The 20,158-nt window shown below is 63.4% G+C and carries 20 protein-coding genes; 10 read left to right on the forward strand and 10 right to left on the reverse strand.

What is annotated here, in order from left to right; all coding sequences use genetic code 11:
- Window positions 1-215: 215 nt before the first annotated feature.
- Window positions 216-905: a PIG-L deacetylase family protein gene (locus X743_RS152685; RefSeq protein WP_023766303.1), complete on the reverse strand. Its 690-nt coding sequence runs from the start codon at window positions 903-905 to the stop codon at window positions 216-218.
- Between the two features lie 27 nt (window positions 906-932).
- On the opposite strand from X743_RS152685, the gene X743_RS152680 reads away from it, so the two are divergent.
- From X743_RS152680 to nhaA, 5 genes are all read left to right on the forward strand, one after another.
- On the forward strand, window positions 933-1,823 hold the full coding sequence (locus X743_RS152680; protein ID WP_023766304.1) for a DMT family transporter: 891 nt from the start codon (window positions 933-935) through the stop codon (window positions 1,821-1,823).
- A 47-nt stretch (window positions 1,824-1,870) separates the two neighbouring features.
- Window positions 1,871-4,333, forward strand: coding sequence for an ATP-dependent helicase HrpB (hrpB, locus tag X743_RS152675; RefSeq protein ID WP_023766305.1), 2,463 nt, complete (start codon window positions 1,871-1,873; stop codon window positions 4,331-4,333).
- Between the two features lie 332 nt (window positions 4,334-4,665).
- On the forward strand, window positions 4,666-5,997 hold the full coding sequence (locus tag X743_RS152670; RefSeq protein ID WP_032923119.1) for an ActS/PrrB/RegB family redox-sensitive histidine kinase: 1,332 nt from the start codon (window positions 4,666-4,668) through the stop codon (window positions 5,995-5,997).
- Between the two features lie 63 nt (window positions 5,998-6,060).
- Entirely contained in the window at window positions 6,061-6,624 is a 564-nt protein-coding gene (locus tag X743_RS152665; RefSeq protein WP_013891447.1) for an ActR/PrrA/RegA family redox response regulator transcription factor, read from the forward strand.
- Window positions 6,625-6,965: 341 nt separating this feature from the next.
- The gene (gene nhaA / locus X743_RS152660) at window positions 6,966-8,150 is read left to right on the forward strand and encodes a Na+/H+ antiporter NhaA (protein ID WP_023766307.1); all 1,185 of its coding nucleotides are present in this window, start codon (window positions 6,966-6,968) and stop codon (window positions 8,148-8,150) included.
- A 14-nt stretch (window positions 8,151-8,164) separates the two neighbouring features.
- Here the strand turns inward: nhaA and X743_RS152655 are convergent, their stop codons facing one another.
- Entirely contained in the window at window positions 8,165-8,665 is a 501-nt protein-coding gene (locus X743_RS152655) for an MmcB family DNA repair protein (protein WP_023766308.1), read from the reverse strand.
- Between the two features lie 234 nt (window positions 8,666-8,899).
- On the opposite strand from X743_RS152655, the gene X743_RS152650 reads away from it, so the two are divergent.
- Window positions 8,900-9,142 carry a hypothetical protein gene (locus X743_RS152650; RefSeq protein ID WP_023766309.1) on the forward strand — a complete coding sequence of 81 codons (243 nt, stop codon included), beginning with the start codon at window positions 8,900-8,902 and terminating at the stop codon, window positions 9,140-9,142.
- Between the two features lie 151 nt (window positions 9,143-9,293).
- Here X743_RS152650 and X743_RS152645 read toward each other — a convergent pair whose 3' ends face one another.
- Window positions 9,294-9,806, reverse strand: coding sequence for a hypothetical protein (locus tag X743_RS152645; protein WP_245264234.1), 513 nt, complete (start codon window positions 9,804-9,806; stop codon window positions 9,294-9,296).
- Window positions 9,807-9,935: 129 nt separating this feature from the next.
- Between X743_RS152645 and X743_RS1000000172085 the strand changes: the two genes are divergently transcribed.
- Window positions 9,936-10,106, forward strand: a complete 171-nt coding sequence (locus X743_RS1000000172085) for a hypothetical protein (RefSeq protein ID WP_156934436.1) — start codon at window positions 9,936-9,938, stop codon at window positions 10,104-10,106.
- A gap of 176 nt (window positions 10,107-10,282) precedes the next feature.
- Here X743_RS1000000172085 and X743_RS152635 read toward each other — a convergent pair whose 3' ends face one another.
- On the reverse strand, window positions 10,283-10,510 hold the full coding sequence (locus X743_RS152635) for a hypothetical protein (RefSeq protein ID WP_023766312.1): 228 nt from the start codon (window positions 10,508-10,510) through the stop codon (window positions 10,283-10,285).
- Window positions 10,511-10,926: 416 nt separating this feature from the next.
- Entirely contained in the window at window positions 10,927-11,343 is a 417-nt protein-coding gene (gene cueR / locus X743_RS152630; RefSeq protein WP_023766313.1) for a Cu(I)-responsive transcriptional regulator, read from the reverse strand.
- A gap of 226 nt (window positions 11,344-11,569) precedes the next feature.
- Here cueR and X743_RS152625 point away from each other — a divergent pair, with 226 nt between their 5' ends.
- Window positions 11,570-12,187, forward strand: a complete 618-nt coding sequence (locus X743_RS152625; RefSeq protein ID WP_013891441.1) for a L,D-transpeptidase — start codon at window positions 11,570-11,572, stop codon at window positions 12,185-12,187.
- Window positions 12,188-12,319: 132 nt separating this feature from the next.
- Here X743_RS152625 and X743_RS152620 read toward each other — a convergent pair whose 3' ends face one another.
- The 3 genes from X743_RS152620 to trpS all read right to left on the reverse strand — a co-directional run bounded on the left by X743_RS152620 (window position 12,320) and on the right by trpS (window position 14,685).
- Complete coding sequence (locus X743_RS152620) at window positions 12,320-12,889, reverse strand: NifU family protein (protein ID WP_013891440.1); 570 nt, start codon at window positions 12,887-12,889, stop codon at window positions 12,320-12,322.
- Window positions 12,890-13,035: 146 nt separating this feature from the next.
- Complete coding sequence (locus tag X743_RS152615) at window positions 13,036-13,527, reverse strand: universal stress protein (RefSeq protein WP_013891439.1); 492 nt, start codon at window positions 13,525-13,527, stop codon at window positions 13,036-13,038.
- A gap of 90 nt (window positions 13,528-13,617) precedes the next feature.
- Entirely contained in the window at window positions 13,618-14,685 is a 1,068-nt protein-coding gene (gene trpS, locus X743_RS152610) for a tryptophan--tRNA ligase (protein ID WP_023766314.1), read from the reverse strand.
- 240 nt (window positions 14,686-14,925) lie between these two features.
- On the opposite strand from trpS, the gene X743_RS152605 reads away from it, so the two are divergent.
- Together X743_RS152605 and X743_RS152600 are read left to right on the forward strand one after the other, a co-directional pair.
- Window positions 14,926-15,171 carry a type II toxin-antitoxin system VapB family antitoxin gene (locus X743_RS152605; RefSeq protein ID WP_023766315.1) on the forward strand — a complete coding sequence of 82 codons (246 nt, stop codon included), beginning with the start codon at window positions 14,926-14,928 and terminating at the stop codon, window positions 15,169-15,171.
- Window positions 15,171-15,575 (forward strand): type II toxin-antitoxin system VapC family toxin, encoded by a 405-nt coding sequence (locus X743_RS152600; protein ID WP_023766316.1) that lies wholly within the window; start codon window positions 15,171-15,173, stop codon window positions 15,573-15,575. Before X743_RS152605 ends, X743_RS152600 begins: the two co-directional genes overlap by 1 nt.
- Here X743_RS152600 and murJ read toward each other — a convergent pair.
- Window positions 15,550-17,148, reverse strand: a complete 1,599-nt coding sequence (gene murJ, locus X743_RS152595) for a murein biosynthesis integral membrane protein MurJ (protein WP_023766317.1) — start codon at window positions 17,146-17,148, stop codon at window positions 15,550-15,552. The two genes, X743_RS152600 and murJ, sit on opposite strands and share 26 nt — an antisense overlap.
- Window positions 17,149-17,296: 148 nt before the next feature.
- Entirely contained in the window at window positions 17,297-20,098 is a 2,802-nt protein-coding gene (locus X743_RS152590) for a [protein-PII] uridylyltransferase (RefSeq protein WP_023766318.1), read from the reverse strand.
- Window positions 20,099-20,158 lie beyond the last annotated feature (60 nt).

A 20,158-nucleotide genomic window follows, 5' to 3' on the forward strand; every position in this document is an offset into this window, starting at 1 on the left:
TCAAACGCTTCAAGCCATTTTCCGGCGTCGCTTCTTCACGCTTGATCAAAGCACGAAGCAAATGTGTGCGCACACTAGCCCTCCGGAGGGGGGAGAGGTGGCGCCGCGAAGCGGCGACGGAGTGGGGGACGACATTGCCCGGACGCGATGGCGTTGCCCACGAAAACTCAATGTGCAGCGCTGCCGGAGTCCAGGCTCGCAGGCCGTCTCCCGGCTCAGTCGACCTTCTTGGTGCTCACCATGACTGTCCGGATCGGTGGTGCCGGCGGCAGCAGCGCGCGAATGTCGCCGAAAGGAAATATCGGCTCGAAGCGGAAGGCTTCGGCCTGCGAGGCTTGCGCACCATTGCACTGGCCGGAGCGAAAAAGGTTCTGCGTCCGGGCGGCGTCGGCGAAGCGGTCCGGGTCCTGCGATTGGTGCATGCGGATGGCCTGCGCCTTGATCTCGGCATGGGCGGAAATATCGACATAGTGCGTCGGCGAAAATCCGGTACCGCCCATCGTGTCGGCATGCAGCACCGGAACGCCGAACGAGGCCGCGATGCGCACGCCGTCGGACAGCGCGCGGTGATCGGCGTGATAGTCGTTGGGCGCGTGCGTGATCACAAGGTCCGGCCCGATCTCGCGAATGAGCCCTTTCAGTGCGCCGATCAGTGCGGCGTCGGCCACCAGCTCGCCGTCGGCAAAGTCGAGGAAGCGCGGCGTCGCCCCCAGCAGCGCGGCAGCGGCCGTGGCTTCCTCGCGCCGGACACGGGCGAGAATGACAGGATCGCTCTTGCCGCCCCTGGCCCCATCCGTGGCCACGGCAAAAGTGAGTTCTGCGCCTTGCGCCGCATAGGCGGCCATCGTACCGAACATGAAGATCTCGATGTCGTCCGGATGCGCACCGAGAGCCAGTATTTTCAATGCTTCTCTCCCCGGAAATGGAACAACGTGACGAACGGAATTCTGCTCGCCCTGATCGCCTATGCAAGCTATTCGGGCAGCGATGCCGTTATCAAGAGCCTGGGCGGACAGTTCACCGTCTTCGAGATCGGTTTCTTCGCGACCTTGTTTGCCGGCTGTTTCCTGTTCTTCACCCGCCCGGCGGGCGAACGCTGGCGCGATTTCTGGCGCATGAAGCGGCCATGGGCCGTGCAGGCGCGGGCTTGGGCCGGCATCGCGTCCGGCGTACTCAGCGTCTATGCTTTCACCCACATTCCCCTGGCCGAAGTCTACGCCTTGATCTTCCTGGCACCCTTGCTGGTCACCATCCTGTCGACCGTCATCCTGAAGGAAAAGGTCGGCCCCTGGCGATGGCTGGCCGTGGTCGCCGGCTTTGCCGGGGTGATGCTGGTGGTGCGGCCGGGTTTTCGTGAATTGAACCTCGGCCATCTCGCCGCCTTCTTGGTTGCCTTCCTCGCCGCGACCAGCGTCATCCTGATGCGCTCGCTCGCCCAGCAGGAGAAGCGCACGTCGATGCTCGGCGTGCTTGTCGGCTACGGCTTGGTGTTCAACGGGCTCGGCGCCGCCGCCACCTCGTTCACCTTGCCGAATGCCATGCAGCTGGTCTGGCTGGCTTTGGCCGGCGCCTTCACCGCAGGCGGACAATTGCTGCAATTGCTCGCCGCCAAATACACCCCAGCCAACCGTATAGCGCCGACGCATTATTCGCAGATCGTCTGGGCGGTCATCCTCGGCGCGCTGTTCTTCCAGGAATATCCCGACTGGCTGTCGTTGGTCGGCCTCGCGGTCGTCGGCGGTTCCGGCTTGCTGACCATGGTGCGCGAGGAAGTAAGGCTGGGCACGGTGCGCTGGAACCCGTTTTCGCGGACCCGGCTCTGAGCTGGTGCCAGTTGCACGGCGACCGTGACCGCTGATATGCGGACGCGATGACCGCAAAACCCTTGCCGGAGCTTCCGGTATCAGCCGTGCTGCCGGCGCTGAGCGAGGTGTTCGACACCGGCAACAGCGCCGTGCTGGTGGCGCCGCCCGGCGCCGGCAAGACCACGCTGGTGCCGCTGGCGCTGCTCGATGCGCCGTGGCTGGGTGCCGGCAAGATCGTACTCCTCGAACCGCGCCGGCTTGCCGCTCGCGCCGCCGCCCGCCGCATGGCTGAACTGCTCGACGAAGAACCCGGCGCCGCCGTCGGCTATGCCATGCGCATGGAAAACCGCACCTCGGCAAAAACCAGGATATTGGTCGTCACCGAAGGCGTGCTGGCGCGCATGATCCTCGACGATCCCGAATTGCCCGGCGTCTCGGCGGTGATCTTCGACGAATTCCACGAGCGTTCGCTCGATGGCGATTTCGGCTTGGCGCTGGCGCTCGATGTGCAAGGCGCCCTGCGGCCGGACCTGCGGCTGCTGGTGATGTCGGCGACACTCGATGGCGCGCGCGTCGCAAAACTCCTGTCTGGCGCGCCGGTGATCGAAAGCGAGGGCCGTGCCTTCCCCGTCGACATCCGCTACGACGAACGACCGGCCGGCATCCCTATCGAGGACGCCATGGCCAAGGCGATCCGCAACGCTCTCGCGAACGAAAGCGGCAGCGTGCTTGCCTTCCTGCCCGGCCAGCGCGAGATCGAGCGCACCGCCGAGCGGCTGTCCGGCAAGGTCGGCGCCGATACCGATATCGTGCCGCTTTACGGCCAGCTTGACGGCAAAGCGCAGGACGCGGCGATCAAGCCGGCGCAACCGGGCCGTCGCAAGGTGGTGCTGGCGACCTCGATCGCGGAAACCTCGATCACCATCGACGGCGTACGCGTCGCCATCGATTCCGGCCTGTCACGCCTGCCGCGCTACGAGCCGGCCAGCGGTCTCACCCGGCTGGAAACCGTGCGCGTCAGCAAGGCATCCGCCGACCAGCGCGCCGGCCGCGCCGGGCGCACCCAGGCTGGCGTCGCCATCCGGCTGTGGCGCGCCGAGCAGACAGCGGCATTGCCAGCCTTCACGCCGCCGGAAATCCTCGAAGCGGACCTTTCGGGCCTGCTGCTCGACTGCGCCGCCTTTGGCGTCGCCGATCCCGCGACGCTCGCCTTCCTCGATCCGCCGCCGGCCCCGGCGCTCAACGAGGCAAGGGTGCTGCTGCGCGCGCTCCATGCCATCGACGAGGCCGGGCGTCTGACCGAAGCGGGCATGGCGATGCGCAAACTCGCCCTGCCCGTGCGGCTGGCGCATATGGTCGCCGAGGCTGCGAAGAGCGGCCATGCCGGGGAGGCGGCCATGCTGGCCGTGTTGCTCACCGAACGCGGGCTTGGCGGCGACGGCGCTGATCTGGAGCGACGGCTGATGCGCTTTCGTGGGGAGGGATCGTCGCGCGCCACCGCCGCGCGGCAACTGGCTGAGAGGTTGGCTAGGCAGGTGGGCGGTACAAAAAACAGCGAAGTTGCTTCAGCCGGTCCTCTGCTCATCCACGCCTGGCCCGACCGCGTCGCCAAGGCGCGCGGTGAACGCGGGCGCTTCGTGCTGGCCAATGGCTCCGGCGCCATGCTCGATGCCGCCGATCCGCTGGCCGGCGAGCCGTTTCTGGTCGTCGCCGACCTGCAGGGCAAGGCGCAGAATGCGCGCATCGCGGCAGCGGCGGCAATCGGCGAGGACGACATCCGCGCCGCGCTGGCCGACCGGATCGAAACGCGCCGGCAAACGAGCTTCGATCGCGAGCGCCGCGCCGTGCGGGTGCGCGAAACCGTGCGCCTCGGCGCCATCACGCTCGCCGAGCGCATGCTGCCGGCGCCTTCAGGCGCGGATGCGGACAAAGCGATACTTGATGCCTTGCGCGAACACGGATTGTCGCTGCTGAGCTGGGGCAAGGAGGCCAAGACGCTGCGCCAGCGGCTCTCCTGGCTGCATCGTGGGCTTGGGTCGCCATGGCCCGACATGTCGGATGCGGCGCTTCTCGAACATCTCGACGACTGGCTGCTGCCGTTCCTGTCCGGGGCCGCATCCTTTGCCGCCATTGATTCAGGCGCCATTTCCGCCGGGCTGGCTTCGCTCGTGCCGCACGATCTCCAGCGCAAGATCGACACGCTGGCGCCGACCCATTTCGACGCGCCGTCCGGCAGCCACGTACCGATCCGCTATGACGGCGAATGGCCGGTGCTGGCTATCCGCGTGCAGGAACTGTTCGGCCTCGACCGGCATCCTTCGATCGCCAACGGCACGGTACCGCTGACGCTGGAACTGTTGTCTCCGGCGCACCGGCCGATCCAGACCACGCGCGACCTGCCCGGCTTCTGGCGCGGCTCCTGGGCGGATGTGCGCGCCGACATGCGCGGCCGCTATCCCAAGCATGTCTGGCCGGAAAATCCGCTGCTCGCCGCCGCTACCGCCCGCGCCAAGCCCAGAGGCACCTAGCCTCGGGAAGCTTGGGCGGACCGCTTGGATCAGGAGGGGTTCCTTGAAATTTTGGCGCAAACATCAACCACTTCGTCATCCACGGGCGGAGCAAGGAGCGCAGCGACGCGGCGCAGACCCGAGGATCCATACCGGGACTCTGAAGCGTCACCACGGTCCAGAATTCTGCACCGCTGCACTCCACGTCCAGGGTCGCGGCATGGATCCCAGGGTCTCCGCGACGGAGCTTCGCTCCTGCTTCGCCCAGGGATGACGACGTCGGGGGGCCTCGGCCAATCGCGAATGCCGACTGCGCACCGCTACTAGCGCTTGCCCTCCTGCGGCTGTAATCCATGGCCATGATCAACGTTTTGCGTTCGCCCGATTTCCAGCAGAGCCAGCGGTTGCGCCTCAACACGCTGATCCGGCTGCGCTGGCTTGCCATTGTCGGCCAGAGCGTGACGGTGCTCGTCGTCGCCTATGGCCTGAAATTCCCGCTGCCGGTCAGCCTGTGCTTCGCGCTGATCGCCTGCTCGGCCTGGATGAACCTGTATCTCGCTTTCCGCTTTCCGGCGGCGCACCGGCTCACCCCGTTCGCGGCCTTCGGCATCCTGATCTTCGACAGCCTGCAGCTTGCCGGCCTGCTTTACATGACCGGTGGCCTGACCAATCCGTTCTCGCTGCTGATGACCGTACCCGTCGTCATCTCGGCGACGTCGCTGCCCTTGCGGCTGACCGCGCTGCTCGGCGGGCTGGTGATGATCGCGGCGACCTTGCTTGTGTTCATCCACCTGCCGCTGCCTTGGCACGAGGGCGCGCCGCTGGAGATGCCCTTCATCTATGTCGCCGGCATGTGGATGGCGGTGCTGTCCTCGATCGCCTTCACGGCGATGTATGCCTTCCGGGTGGCGGCCGAAGCCCGGCTTCTGGCCAATGCGCTTGCCGCCACGGAACTGGTGCTGCAGCGCGAGCAGCACCTTTCGGCGCTCGACGGCCTCGCGGCGGCGGCGGCGCACGAGCTTGGCACGCCGCTCGCCACCATCACGCTTGTCGCCAAGGAGATGGAAAAAGCACTCGGCAGCGATCCAAAATACGGCGAGGACGTAAAACTGCTTCGCTCCCAGAGCGAACGCTGCCGTGAAATCCTCAAGCGCCTGACCAGCCTGTCGACCGAGGGCGAAGCGCATCTTTCCCGTCTGCCGCTGACCTCGCTGGTCGAGGAGGTCACCGCGCCGCATCGCGACTTCGGCATCTCGATCAAGCTTCGCCCCGGCGAGCGAACCGGGCCGGAACCGGTCGGGCGCCGCAATCCGGGCGTCATCTACGGCCTCGGCAATTTGGTCGAGAACGCCGTCGATTTCGCCCGCAAGAGCGTCACCGTGCGCTGGAGCTGGGACGAGGCCATCGTCACCTTCTCGATCATCGACGACGGCCCCGGCTTCCCGCCCGAGATCATCGACCGCATCGGCGAGCCCTATATGTCGACGCGCCAGGGCAATGAAGCCGGCGGTGGCCTGGGGCTTGGCCTGTTCATCGCCAAGACGCTGCTCGAACGCTCCGGCGCCACGCTCGACTTCCGCAACTCGAGCGGCTTGGGCGAGGGCGCCGTGGTGCAGATTTCGTGGCCCAGAAACGTCTTCCTGAACCCGGAATCGGCGCCCGCGACGATGTTTGACACTGCGTAAATTGGACAATAGCGACGCAAAACTATATCTGCGTAAAATTAAGGCAGCAGGATTTTTAAGACGATGACTGGCGATGAAAATATCGGTGCAATGGTTGAAGGCGAGGACACCTCCCTTCTGATCGTCGATGACGACAAGCCGTTCCTCACACGCCTGGCCCGGGCCATGGAAACCAGGGGTTTCGTGGTCGAGACGGCCGAGAGCGTCGAGGAGGCGGTCGGCAAGGCGCGCGCCAATCCGCCGGCCTACGCCGTGGTCGACATGCGGCTCGGCGACGGCAACGGGCTCGACGTCGTCGCCGCCATCCGCGAGAAGCGCGAGGACTCCCGCACCATCATCCTGACCGGCTACGGCAACATCGCCACCGCGGTGACCGCGGTAAAACTCGGCGCCGTCGATTATCTGTCGAAACCCGCCGATGCCGACGACATCTTCGCCGCACTCACCCGCACCGCCGGCGAGCGCGCCGCGCCCCCGGAAAATCCGATGTCGGCCGACCGCGTCCGCTGGGAGCACATCCAGCGTGTCTACGAAATGTGCGAGCGCAACGTTTCCGAAACCGCGCGTCGGCTCAACATGCATCGCCGCACGCTGCAGCGCATACTGGCCAAGCGCGCGCCGCGCTGAACAGAGCTTCGTCATCCTTGGGCGTAGCGACGCGAAGCGGAGCGAAGAACCAATGATCCATGCCGTGACACCAGCCGCGGAGTGCAACGGAACAGAATTCGGCACCGCGGCAGCGCTCTGAAGTCACGGCATGGATACTATGGTCTGCGCCGCGTCGCTTCGCTCCTTGCTTCGCCATAGGATGACGAAGTGATGGGCGTTCCCGGCCAAACGTCGAGGCACGCCAACTGCCAATGCGAACTATGCAGACTTAGGAAACCAGAAGTCTTGCGGTGCCGGCGACGCCTGCGCATCATTGTAGCGATAGGAACCCGGCCGCCACACCAGGCAACGGAGGATACATGCACGACGAGCGGCAAAAATCCGTCTTCCGCGAATTTCTCGACAGCGAGGCGGCCGGCGGCGTCATTCTCATGGTGGCCGCCGCGCTGGCGCTGATCGTCGCCAATTCGCCGCTCTCGCAAACCTATTTCTCCGTTCTCCACGCCTATCTTGGCCCGCTCAGCGTCTCGCACTGGGTCAATGACGGGCTGATGGCGGTGTTCTTCCTGCTCGTCGGCCTCGAGATCAAGCGCGAGATGCTGGACGGCCAGCTGTCGACCTGGCCCAGGCGCGTGCTGCCCGGCGTCGCGGCCGCCGGCGGCATGGTGGTGCCGGCGCTGGTCTATGTCTTCGTCAACCGCGGCAATTCGGCCGCGCTCGCCGGCTGGGCCATCCCGACCGCCACCGACATCGCTTTCGCGCTCGGCGTACTGTCGCTGCTCGGCAGCCGGGTGCCGGCATCGCTGAAGGTTTTCCTCACCGCGCTTGCCATCATCGACGACCTCGGCGCCGTCATCATCATCGCCATCTTCTACACCAGCGGCCTGTCGCTGGCGTATCTGGGGGCGGCCTTCGCCGTCATTGCCGCGCTCGTCGTGCTCAACCGCATGCGGGTGATGACGCTGGTGCCTTACCTGGTACTCGGCGCCATATTGTGGGTGCTGGTGCTGAAATCGGGCGTCCATGCCACGCTTGCCGGCGTGGCGCTGGCTTTGACCATTCCGCTCGAACGCTCCGCCGGGATCGGCCATGACCTCGACCATTCGCCGCTGCATCGGCTCGAACATGGCCTGCACAAGATCGTGCCGTTCATCGTCATTCCGATCTTCGGCTTTGCCAATGCCGGTGTTTCGTTCGCCGGCCTGAGCCTTGGCGCGCTGATCGAGCCGTTGACGCTGGGTGTCGCCGCCGGCCTCGTGCTCGGCAAGCTGGTCGGCGTGTTCGGCTCCTCCGCGCTCGCCATAGGGCTTGGGCTGGCTGATTTGCCGGCCCATGCCGGCTGGCGGCATATGATCGGCATTTCGCTGCTCTGCGGCATCGGCTTCACCATGAGCCTGTTCATCGGCCTGCTCGCCTTCGCCAGCGATGTCGCGCTGCAGGACGCCGTCAAGGTCGGCATCCTCGCCGGCTCCTTCATCGCCGCCATCCTCGGCGCCGCAGTGCTGTTGATGGCACCGGCGGCTGGCGAGGAGAGCGAGGAGTAGCGCGCGTCCGGAAGCTACTCGCTCTCCCCGTCGAGCGCCGGCACCGACACGCCTGCCAGTTCCGCGGCCAGCAGCCGCGAAGCCCCGGCGCGTGCGATCCGCAGCATCAGCGCCTTGCGCGTTGCCGCCGCCATGCGGTGCTCTGGTGCGTCGCGCAGGATTTCGGCGCCGTAGCCGTCGGAAAGGATAAACCCGCACTCCTCCGGAAAAATCTCCGAAGGCACGCCGGGATGGGTGGCGAAGAAGAAGCGGTCGGAATGCAGCCGGTAGTCGGGCCATTTGCGATCGACGCGAAAATCCTCGATCGAGGATTTGATCTCGATGATCCAGATGTCGCCTTGCCGGGTCAGCGCCACAAGATCGGCGCGGCGGCCGGTCGCCAGCGACAGCTCAGGCAACACATGCGCGCCCATGTCCATGAGCAGCCGCTGCACGCCACGCCGCACGAGCATGGCACGCTCCGACTGGCGTCCGTCGATCAATGGATTGATTGCGATAGGGGAGATGATTGGCATGGCAGGCACCATGCCAGATTCTGTTCACGGTTTGAACCCGGCGAATGCCTTAATCTTCGGCCAACGAACGCACGCCGGCAGCGCAAGGCCAGGTGATTTGGGATGGCGGTCGCGGCTCTGCGATCTTATCAGGAACGAGAGCCGAAATCGTCAATTGCGCAACGAAGGCCTTTACGCCGAACGACCATTGCAGGACGATAATCCTAGGTGGGGCGATTCTCGTAGGAGATCGCAATGGCTAGGTCGAAACCGTCAAAGCAGTTGTCGCAGGCTGAAATCGAGCGCTTTCTGGCGGCAGCGGAGGCGTTGCACCTAAGCATCATCAAGCCGCTCATATCGCCGCATTGCGACCACTACCGGGCAACGCGGACCCTGCATGACGTGCTTTTAAAGGCTGTGCGGGACATCACCGGGCAGGAAGTCGAGTTCATCCGGTGGAACACCACAGGACCGGTCAGGCCGCCTACGGCTGGGTAAGCCTTTTGACTAAATTTAGGTATCGCTGAGTTAGAGCATAGTGCGTGACGCGGGCCACCCACATCCCATTTCCCCCACCCTGCATGGCCGGTACGAGTGCTTGGACCCAAAGGGGCACGGTGCCGGCCATTCCCCTACGGTTCGGTAGCGCCTACTTGCCGGTCATCCAATCCACCAAGCAAGCTTCCACTCGCTCACACCCGGTGTATTCGTATACCAGGCTCGCCGCGATATCGCGCCACTGACACTCTGGCAAATTCGTTTCCCTGACCAGTTCGCGGAATGCAGAGCGGAGAATGTCGGCATCGAACGCGGAGACGACAACCGGAGCCGGGTCGGCGCCTTCCCAATCAAGCGCCCTGTGCCGGCCGCGGAGGCGTTTCAGCAGTTCGCGTGACGCTTTGATAGCCTTACGGGATTGATCCATGTCCCGGCGGAAGGCGGCTGTTCCCGCCAGGCTATGATGCCGCAATCTGTAGCTGGTTTCTATGACCGACTGTGCGATCTCTATGTGAGTTGGGACCATCGCAGCCTCCCCTGCCGAGCAATGGTTAACGTCCAATTTGTAAGCCCGCTGAACCGGGTCTTTCAATAACAAATGCTTGTACGGAATCAGACCGAGAGGGAAGGCGGCGGCCCGTTGCGATTTGGCCGGGTCTGTCAAATATGATCGCCCACAAAGGGCGATTTCGCTTTGAGAAACCCAAAAGCCCCCAAAAGAAGTCAGACCTCAGCTCTTGAACGCCTAATTTGGAGGCAATACCATCGACTCGATGGGGCTGGTGAAGTGACGTTGAACGACGATAAGGGCGAACATCTTTGGGCATTTGACCTTGCCGCTCTGCGCGAGGCCTTCGGCAAGTTCGTTCAGGAGCACAAGACCACGGTTCCTGAATGGGGCGAACACGCCAAGCTGTTTCTCGAAAAACAGAGAGATCACCAGGTACAGCGCCGCCTTCCGTGATCGCACCATATCTTCCTGAGTATAATCTGGTATTGATCCGGCGTGGCCTCATGCCGTGTCGATTAATTTTCAATTTTAACTATAAAGAATCGCAAGACTAAAGTCTTGCATCTCGCCAACGAAGGTCTGACGTAACCGCTTTAGTTCCGGTCTTGTCCATCGGATGTTCTATTACTTTAGCAAATTAGCATATAGCGCAATCCTCCTATTTTCGATGCTCGGTTTCTAGCCGGGCTTTCTTCTAGTCCTGAGGACCGGATTCTCTCGATGGCATCCGCGGTCATGCCGACCTGGGCCGAGATATCCTGTGCCCCGACTTGCTTTGCGATGACTTCCCGCAGAATGTTCAACAGCACCATGTAAGACACCTGGCTGTCGGTTGCGGGCCTCACGATCTCGGTCATCTCCGCTCCATGGCGAGAATGCGACTTGCCGGGTGGAGACTGGACGAGGCTACCGGCCACAGGCAGCCAACCGGGCTCCGGGGGCAACCCGAGCGCCTTCCGCGATCGCACCATAATTTGTCTGAGCGCAGTCTGGTAATGATCCGGCGCGGCCCTATGTCATGCCGATCACCTTCCGTTCTTAACTATAAGACGGCAGGACTAAAGTCTTACGTCATGAGCGCAAAGGTCTGACGTAACCGCTTTGGTTCCGTTCTTGTGCATTGGACGTTCCGTACTTTAGCCAATTAGCATATTAGACTTACCTAAATCAGTTTTCGCGCGCGAGTCAGCCGAAGCACGCCTATCCGGTCCGTTCCAGACATTGAACGGATGGGTACACGAGGTCATCGCGCCGGCCGGCAAACCTCTTCTCGCTATCGCCTCGCCGAAACGGCTCCGTCGCCAGCCGCTCCCGCCATATCGTCCAGGATCGGGCAGTCCGGCCTGTTGTCGCCATGGCAGGCATGGATCAGCGTCTGCAGGGTCGAACGCATCGACTGCAGCTCGCGCACCTTGTCCTCGATCGCCTTGACATGGGCGGCGGCGATCTCGCGCACGTCGTGGCTGGCGCGGCTGCGGTCCTGGTAGAGCGCCATCAGCTGGCGGCAATCGTCGATGGAAAAGCCGAGATTGCGCGCGCGGCGCAGGAAGGCCAGCCGGTGGATGTCGTCGCCGGAATAGTCGCGGTAACCGTTGGCGGCGCGCGCCGGCGCGATCAGGCCGATCTCCTCATAGTAACGGATGGTCTTGGCCGGCAGGCCCGAGCGGTTGGCGGCGTCGCCGACATTCATGGCGGTTTCCCTGATTTTGCAGGCCCGCGGTTCAGGCCCATTGAATTTGCTTCACAATCCGGCGGAGGCTGTTGCCGAAATGCCGCAGTGATACGCTTACCAGCAGGTAAGGTCCTGGATATAGGCATCGCGTGCTTGGCAAGCAAAGCAAATGCCAGCATGAATGATGGCGAGAAGGCGGCCGACTCGTGCCGCTCTAAGTTTGGGCGGGGCTCCGGATCACCTCATGCGCATGAAGTCGCTCGCAATAGTTGCCGCAATGGCGCTGTCCACTGCACTCGCCGGTTGCAGCACCATTGGCGGGCAGATATTTTCCAACGACTATGGCGCGGTGACCGATGCCGGTTACCAGCTGCCGCGCATCCCGATCGAGAAGGTGCCGTCGAAGTATCACCGCCAGGAAGTGAATTACGACACCAAGGAAAAGCCCGGCACGATCATCGTCGATACGCAGAACAAGTTCCTCTACTTCGTCGAGGGCGACGGCCTGGCGATCCGCTACGGCATCGGCGTCGGTCGCGAGGGCTTCGAGTGGCATGGCACCGCCCATATCGCGATCAAGCGTGAGTGGCCGACCTGGACGCCGCCGTCGCAGATGATCAAGCGCCAGCCGGAACTCGCCAAGTTCGCCAGCGGCATGGAGCCGGGCCTGAAGAACCCGCTCGGCGCTCGCGCCATGTATCTGTTCAACAAGGGCGGTGACATGGGTTACCGCCTGCACGGCAGCCCGGAATGGAACTCGATCGGCAAGGCGATGTCGTCGGGCTGCATCCGGCTGATGAATCAGGACGTCATCGACCTTTATGATCGCGCCTCGGTCGGCGCCAAGGTCATCGTCCTCTGATCGTGGTCGCAAGACCAGGGTCAAAGCAGTTCGTACGCGGACCGTCTAGGCAACAATGGACGTCCCAAAACAGAAAACCGGGCAATTCGGCCCGGTTTTTTGTTTTTTACGGTTGGCAATAGAGCGAAACGATCAGGCGACCTGCTCGACCTGCTGCACTTCGGGCACGAAATGGCGAAGCAGGTTCTGGATGCCGTGCTTCAGCGTCGCCGTCGATGACGGGCAACCGGCGCAGGCGCCCTTCATGTGCAGGAACACGGTGCCGTTCTCGAAGCCGCGGAAGGTGATGTCGCCGCCATCCTGGGCCACCGCCGGGCGCACCCGCGTGTCGAGCAGCTCCTTGATGGTGATGACGAGCTCCTCGTCCGCCTTGTCGTAGAATTCGCCGGTCTGGCTGGTTTCGGCGGCGGGACCCGCCTTGGCCATGACAGGCGCGCCGGACATGAAATGCTCCATGATGGCGCCGAGGATCGCCGGCTTCAAATGCTGCCAGTCGGGGCCGTCCTTGGTCACAGTGATGAAGTCATAGCCGAAGAACACGCCGGTGACGCCGGGGATTTCGAACAGCCGGCCGGCCAGCGGCGACGCCACCGCCGCGCTGTCGGCATCGCGGAAATCGGCGGTGCCTTCCAGAAGCACTTCCTTGCCGGGCAGGAATTTCAGCGTCGCCGGGTTTGGCGTCGATTCGGTCTGGATGAACATGGACGTCTCCGTGCCCGTGTCGGGCAGATAGTTTGGAATAGTTCTAAATAAGCTCTATCGGCTCGACATTCAAGCGAAACGCGTCGCCGGAACGGCTGGCTGGCGGAATGTTTTGCTAGCTGGGGAATCGAAATTCCTGGCAGGCTTCAGGCGAGACTGTCGATCTCCTCGTCGGAAAGATTCTGCGGCACCACAGTCACAGGGATCGGGAAGGCAGCACCCTTGCCGGCCACGGCGCCGACCAGCGGCCCTGGGCCTTCCTTGCCGGCGCCGGCCGCCAGCACCAGGATGGCGATATCCTGGTCTTCCTCGATCAGCCTGTGGATCTCTTCCGTCGGCTTGCCTTCGCGCACCACCATCTCCGGCTCGATGCCGAGCTTCTGGCGCACCTTGTTGGCATAGCCATCAAGCGCCGCGCGCGCCGTGGCGTTGGCCTCTTCGCGCATGATCTTCTCGACGCCCAGCCAGTGCTGGAAATCATCAGGGACGATGACATAGAGCAGCACCAGCGTGCCGCTGGTGCTCTGCGCCCGCTTCGAGGCGTAGGCGACGGCACGCTCGCATTCCGGCGTGTCGTCGATGATCGTCAGGAATTTCCTGCGATGACCGGCTTCACGGATGAGGCGTTTGGAGACCATGTCTATCTGCTCGATGTGTTTTCGGCCGCAATCTGCCACCGCCACCATCTGGCCGCAAGCGGCCGGCTGGCGGCGGTGTCTTGGTACAGGTCAGCCCTGCAGCAGGCCGACGATGTCGCGCACCGTCTTCATCGTCGTTTCGGCCAGCACGCCGGCGCGTTCGCCGCCATCCCTGAGCACCGCGTCGACATAGGCGCGATCGCCCTGGATGCGGCGCATCTCGCTGGCGATTGGCGCCAGCTTCTCCACCGCCAGATCGGCCAGCGCCGGCTTGAAAACCGAAAACTGCTGGCCGCCGAATTCCTTCAGCACCTCGGCTTTGGAAAGCTCGGCGAGACCGGCATAGATGCCGACCAGGTTTTCGGCTTCCGGCCGGGTTTCCAACCCGTCGACTTCGCTCGGCAAGGCTTCCGGATCGGTCTTGGCCTTGCGGATCTTCTTCGAGATGGTACCGGCGTCATCCGTCAGGTTGATGCGCGACAGGTCCGACGGATCCGACTTTGACATCTTCTTCGACCCGTCGCGCAGGCTCATGATGCGCGCCGCCGGGCCGCCGATGACCGGTTCGGTGATCGGGAAGAAGCCGTTCACCGTCTCCTCGCCAACCTGCATCTCGACGCCGACGCCAAGGCTGGCAATGCGGTCGGAGAAATCGTTGTTGAATTTCTGCGCGATGTCGCGGGTCAGCTCCAGGTGCTGCTTCTGGTCTTCGCCGACCGGCACATGGGTGGCGCGGTAAAGCAGGATGTCGGCCGCCATCAGCGAGGGATAGGCGAGCAGCCCCAGCGAGGCATTCTCGCGGTCCTTGCCGGCCTTGTCCTTGAACTGCGTCATCTTGTTCATCCAGCCGATGCGCGCCACGCAATTGAAGATCCAGGCAAGCTCGGCATGCTGCATGACCCGCGACTGGTTGAAGACGATATGCTTCTTCGGGTCGATGCCGGAGGCGAGGAACGCCGCGGTGATCGACCGCGTCTGGTCGGCAAGGTCGTCATAGACGAGCTGCGCGGTCAGCGAATGCAGGTCGACGACGCAATAGATGCAGTCGGACGTGTCCTGCAGGGCGACGAATTTCTTGATGGCGCCGAGATAGTTGCCGAGGTGCAGATTGCCGGTCGGCTGGACACCGGAGAAGACGAGTGGCTTGAAGGCGGACATGGGTTTCCTCATGGCTTGTGGAGGGCCGTATAAGCATGATTCCAAAAAGTTGCAGACTTTTTGGAGCCAATCATGCGGCTGGAAACCGCACGCGGCGAAAGTCTTTCGACGGTGCGCTTATGGACGAAGGGGGCGGCAGGATCAAGGGGCTGGTTGGCCCTCCAAAGGCCCCTCAAGATATTGACATTTTGATGTAGGTGGCTACATTATTTCCGCTACATTCGATTGAGTAGGCACGTTATGGCGATCAACATCAACAATAAAGAAGCGGATGACTTAACGCGCACCTTCGCTAGAATTGAGGGCGTTGGCATAACCGAGGCGATCGTGATTGCCATGCGCGAAGCGCTTGAGCGCCGCCGCAATCGCGAGACGCCGTTGGAGACGGCGGCAAGGCTGCGCGCCGAATTTGGAATCGAGCTCAGCGAGCAGGCGCGCAAACCGCTGCCGCGCTCGGTCTACGACGAATTGTCCGGCGAAGACTGATGTTTGTCGACGCAGCCGCTATCGTCGCGATGCTCAGCCAGGAGGCCGAAGCGCAGCGCTGCGCACGGGCCGTCTTGGAAGCATCGGCTCCGTTCACGTCGGCAATCGCGGTGTGGGAAGCGGCAATGGCCCTTTCGCGATCCGAAAAGCTAGCGGTGCCGGTCGAAGTGAGCCTCAAGATAGTCAGTCGTTTTCTCGAAGAACGGGCTATTGCCGTGCGGGAGCTTCCGCCTGCCGCTGACGCAACGTCATTGTCCGTTGAGGCTGCGTCGCGGTTTCGCAACAACGCCATCCGACTGAATTTGGCGGATTGTTTTCACTATGCTTGCGCGCGCTACTATGCCGTCCCGATGCTTTCGACAGCCGACGAATTCCAGCTCACGGATCTGAAGACTGTTCCTTAGGCTGTGGTGTCTCCTTGCGTCCGACATTGCGCCGGATCATGCCGAAATCGGCGCCACCCGTGGCAAACGCGGTGACGAAGTAGAGCAGCGCTCCACCGGCGACGAGCGTCAGAAGCGTCGTCGCTTTGACCACCAGCGGCGAGCCGGGGCCGAGTCTGACGGCCAACCAATGCTCCGCAAAATACAGCGCCACCGCCATCACCGCCGCCGACAGCACCAGGCGTGGAATGCGCTTCAGGAGCGGCACGTCGCGGCCCCAATGGCCGCGCCGGATGAGCATGCCAAGCAGCATCAGCGCGTTGACCCAGCCGGCCACGGCAGACGCCACCGCGATGCCGGGTGCGCCCATCCTGGGAAACAGCGTCAGCGCCGTGGCGACATTCACCGCCACCGAGATGGCGGCGAAGATCATCGGCGTGCGCGTGTCCTCGCGGGCGAAATAGCCGGGGGTGAAGGCCTTGATCAACACGAAGGCCGGCAGGCCCAGGCCGAAGATCGCCAGGATCGCCGCCACCGTCGGGGTCGAATGGTTGGCGGCGAACGCGCCGCGCTCATAGACCAGCCGCACGATCGGCTCCGACATCACCCAGAGTGCGGCCGCCGCCGGCAAGGTCATGAACAGGGTGAACTCGACGGAGCGGTTCTGCAGATTGGCCGCCTCAATCAGATTGCCTGATTTCAGCGCCCGCGACAGTTCCGGCAACAGCACGATCGCCACCGCCACGCCGACGACGCCGAGCGGCAGCTGATAGACGCGGTCGGCATAGGCGAGCGAGGACACGGCGCTGTCTTGCGCCGACGCGATCGCCGTGCCGATCAGCTGGTTGATCTGGGTGATGCCGCCGGTGATCGCCGCCGGCAGCGCCAGGATCAACAGCCGCTTCACGTTCGGCGTCATCTTCGGCCGGCGGAAGCCGATAGAGATGCCGGCGTTGCGCACCGCCACCCAGACGATGGCAAGCTGCACGATGCCTGCCGCCAAAACGCCCCAGGACAGGCTGAAGCCGACAGCGCGTGCATCCAGCCCATGATACCAGGCGTAGCCAAGCACGCTGATCAGGATGATGTTGAGGAACGCGGGCGCGATCGCCGCCGCGAAATAGCGGCGCAGCGAATTCAGCATGCCCGCCATCATGGCGGCAAGCGACATGCAGATGAGGTACGGGAACATGATCGTCGCCAGTGCGACGGTCGTCTCGAACTTTCCAGGCGTGTCGGCAAAGCCCGGCGCCACCAGGTAGCGCACGATCAGCGGCATCGCCAGTTCCATGACGATGGTCAGTGCCAGCAGCGCGGTGAACAGCACGCCGAACACTTCCTCGGAGAAGCGCTTGGCGCCATCGGTGCCGTGCGTTTCGATCTCCTTGGCAAACAGCGGCACGAAGGCGGCGTTGAAGGCGCCCTCGGCGAACAGCCGGCGAAAGGTGTTGGGAAACTGGAAGGCGGCGTTGAACGCGTCGGCCACCGGCCCGGTGCCCAGCGCCGCCGCCATCAGCATCTCGCGGCCAAACCCCAGCGCGCGGCTCATCAGCGTACCGGAAGCGACTGTTGCGAATTTCTTGACGAGGCTCATGCGTTCGGAGACTGCCTGTGAGCAATTCCAGGAAAAGTGCTAAACGGTTTTCCGTCCGGAATTGTGTTAAAACAAAAAGTTAGTGCTATTCGCCGTTTCCGTGAAACGGCGAATAGCTCTGGAGATTGGGACAAAGTGATGATGGCTCTCACTCGGCCGCCGCCTTGGCCCTGCCGCCGCGCTCCGGCGCGGCGCCTTCGAGCGTCGCTATCAGCCGGTTGCGGATGGTGGCAATGCGCGCCGGACTGTCGATCTTCTGGCCGGTAAGGTCGGTGACGTAGAAGGTGTCGATGACCTTTTCGCCAAAGGTGGTGATGTGGGCCGACGCAATGTCGAGCGACAGGTCGGACAGGGTTCTGGTGATCTCCGACAGCAAGCCCGGGCGGTCGAGGCCCTCGACCTCGATGACCGAAAAGCGGTTTGACAGCGCATTGCGGATTTCGGCGCGGGGCGGGATTTTGAACACCTTGGAGCCGCGCCGTGGCTTGGTGCGCTTCTCGATCATCTCCGGCAGCCAGCTCTTGCCGGACAGCACGTCCTCGATCAGCCGGCCGACACGCTCGGCGCGCCGCCGCTCGTCCTCGTCACGGTCGAATTCCCTCGAGATCAGGATCGTGTCGAGGGCGCGGCCGTCCGACGTGGTGAAGATCTGCGCGTCGACGATGTTGCCGCCGGCGCCGGCGCATGCCCCGGCAATGACGGAGAGAAGACGCGGATGGTCCTGCGCCAGCACGGTGATTTCGGTCACCGCTTCGAACTGGTGCGTCTTGACCATGGTGGCAAGCTTTTTGCCCGCCGCATCCGCATCGCGGATGAATTCGGCGTGGCGAAGCTGGTCCGGCAGGTCGACGGTCAGCAGATAATTCTCGTAGTGCTGGCCGACATAGCGTTTGCGGGCCTTGTCGGGCCAGTCGGCGAGCGCCTCGGCCAGACGCTCGCGCGATGCCGCCGTCCGCTGCGCACGGGACACTTCCGAGAAGCCGCCGGTCAAAAGCAGTTCGGTCTCATAGTAGAGCGTGCGCAGCAACTGGCCCTTCCAGCCGTTCCAGACACCTGGACCGACGCCCCGGATGTCGCAAACGGTCAGGATCAAAAGCATCTTCAGCCGCTCGACCGACTGCACGATCGCGGCGAAATCCTCGATGGTCTTGCGGTCGTTGAGATCGCGGGTCTGCGCCGTCATCGACATCACGAGATGGTTCTCGACCAGCCAGGCAACGGTTTCGGTATCGGCCGGCGACAGCCCCATATGCGGGCAGATGCGGCGTGCGATCCGGGCGCCGGCCTCCGAATGATCCTCTGGCCTGCCCTTGGCGATGTCGTGCAGCAGCACCGCGACATAAAGCGCCTCGCGGCTCTTCTTCAGGCCAGGCATCAGCGAATGCGACAGCGGATGCACCTTCTCGCCATCGCCGCGCTCGATCTCGGCCAGCACGCCGATACAGCGGATCAGGTGCTCGTCCACCGTGTAGTGGTGGTACATCGAGAACTGCATCATGGCGACGATCTTGCCGAAATCCGGGATCAGCCTGCCCAGCAGCCCGGCCTCGTTCATCCGGCGCAGGTTGAGTTCGGCATTGCGGTCCGACGTCAGGATGTCGAGGAACAGCCGGTTGGCCTCCTCGTCGCGCCTGAGCGACTTGTTGACCAGGCCGAGCGAGCGGGTGAGCAGCTTCAGCGCATCGGGGTGGAATTCCAGACCGTGCTTGTCGGCGAACCAGAATAGTCTGAGCAGATTGACCGGATCGCGTTCGAACACCTGGTCGTCGGCGATGTTGATGCGGTGGTTGTCGACAATGAAGTCCGACGTGCCGGCAAGCTTGCGCTTGCGGCGCTGGAAGGTGAGAAAGATGCGGTTGAAGCCAGGCACATGCTTGGCCTGCTCCTCCTCGAGTGCCGCGCAGAAGATGCGCGTGAGGTCGCCGACATCCTTGGCGACGAGAAAGTAGTGTTTCATGAAGCGCTCGACCGCCGACAGGCCGGGATGCGTCGTGTAGCCCAGCCGTTCGGCGATCTCGCGCTGGATGTCGAAATGCAGCCGCTCCTCGGCTTTCCCGGTGAGGAAATGCATATGGCAGCGCACCGCCCACAGGAAGTCCTCGGCCTTCTGGAACTCGCGATATTCGGCGTCGGTGAAGACGCCCTTTTCGACCAGCTCCTCGCCGGTGCGCACCCGGTAGAAATACTTGCCGATCCAGAACAGCGTCTGCAGGTCGCGCAGGCCGCCCTTGCCGTCCTTGACGTTGGGCTCGACCAGATAGCGGCTTTCGCCGGCCTTGGCGTGACGCTCGTCGCGTTCGGCAAGCTTGGCCTGGACATATTCCGGGCCGGTCGTGCGCACCACCTCATGGTCGAAGCGCAGCATCAACTCTTCATAGAGCTTGCGTTCCCCCCACAGGAAGCGCGCTTCCAGGATCGAGGTGCGAATGGTGATGTCGGTGCGCGACAGCCGCAGACACTCGTCGATATTGCGGGTGGCATGGCCGACCTTCAGTCCGAGGTCCCACAGCATGTAGAGCATGTATTCGACTGTCTGTTCGCCCCACGGCGTCTGCTTGTAGGGCAACAGAAACAGAAGGTCGATGTCGGATCCCGGCGCCAGCGTGCCGCGCCCATAGCCGCCAACCGCAACCACGGCCATGCGCTCGGCCGACGACGGGTTCTTCACCGGGTAGACATGGGTCGCGGCGAAATCGTAAAGCGCCCGGATCAGCTGATCCATCACATGCGACAGCCGCTCGGCGCAGGCATTGCCGCCACCATCCTCTCTCAGCATGGCCTCGGTTTTTCTGCGGCCCTCGGCGAGCCGGCCCTTGAGAAGCTGGAGAGCGGCCGTGCGGATGATAGCGCTGGAACCATCGCCGGCGCTCGCCGCGGTCAGAGCGGTCATCTCGCGGCGCAAGGCTTCGCCGTCGATCAGTTCATGGAGCTTTAGGGAGATTTTCGCCATAGGTACCGGTTGGCCTTGCCTTTTGGGCGGCGTCTATAGCGCGTTTTCGCGGCGCTGGGT

The organism is Mesorhizobium sp. LNHC232B00 (assembly GCF_000502435.1).
GTDB classification, from domain to species: Bacteria; Pseudomonadota; Alphaproteobacteria; order Rhizobiales; family Rhizobiaceae; genus Mesorhizobium; species Mesorhizobium opportunistum.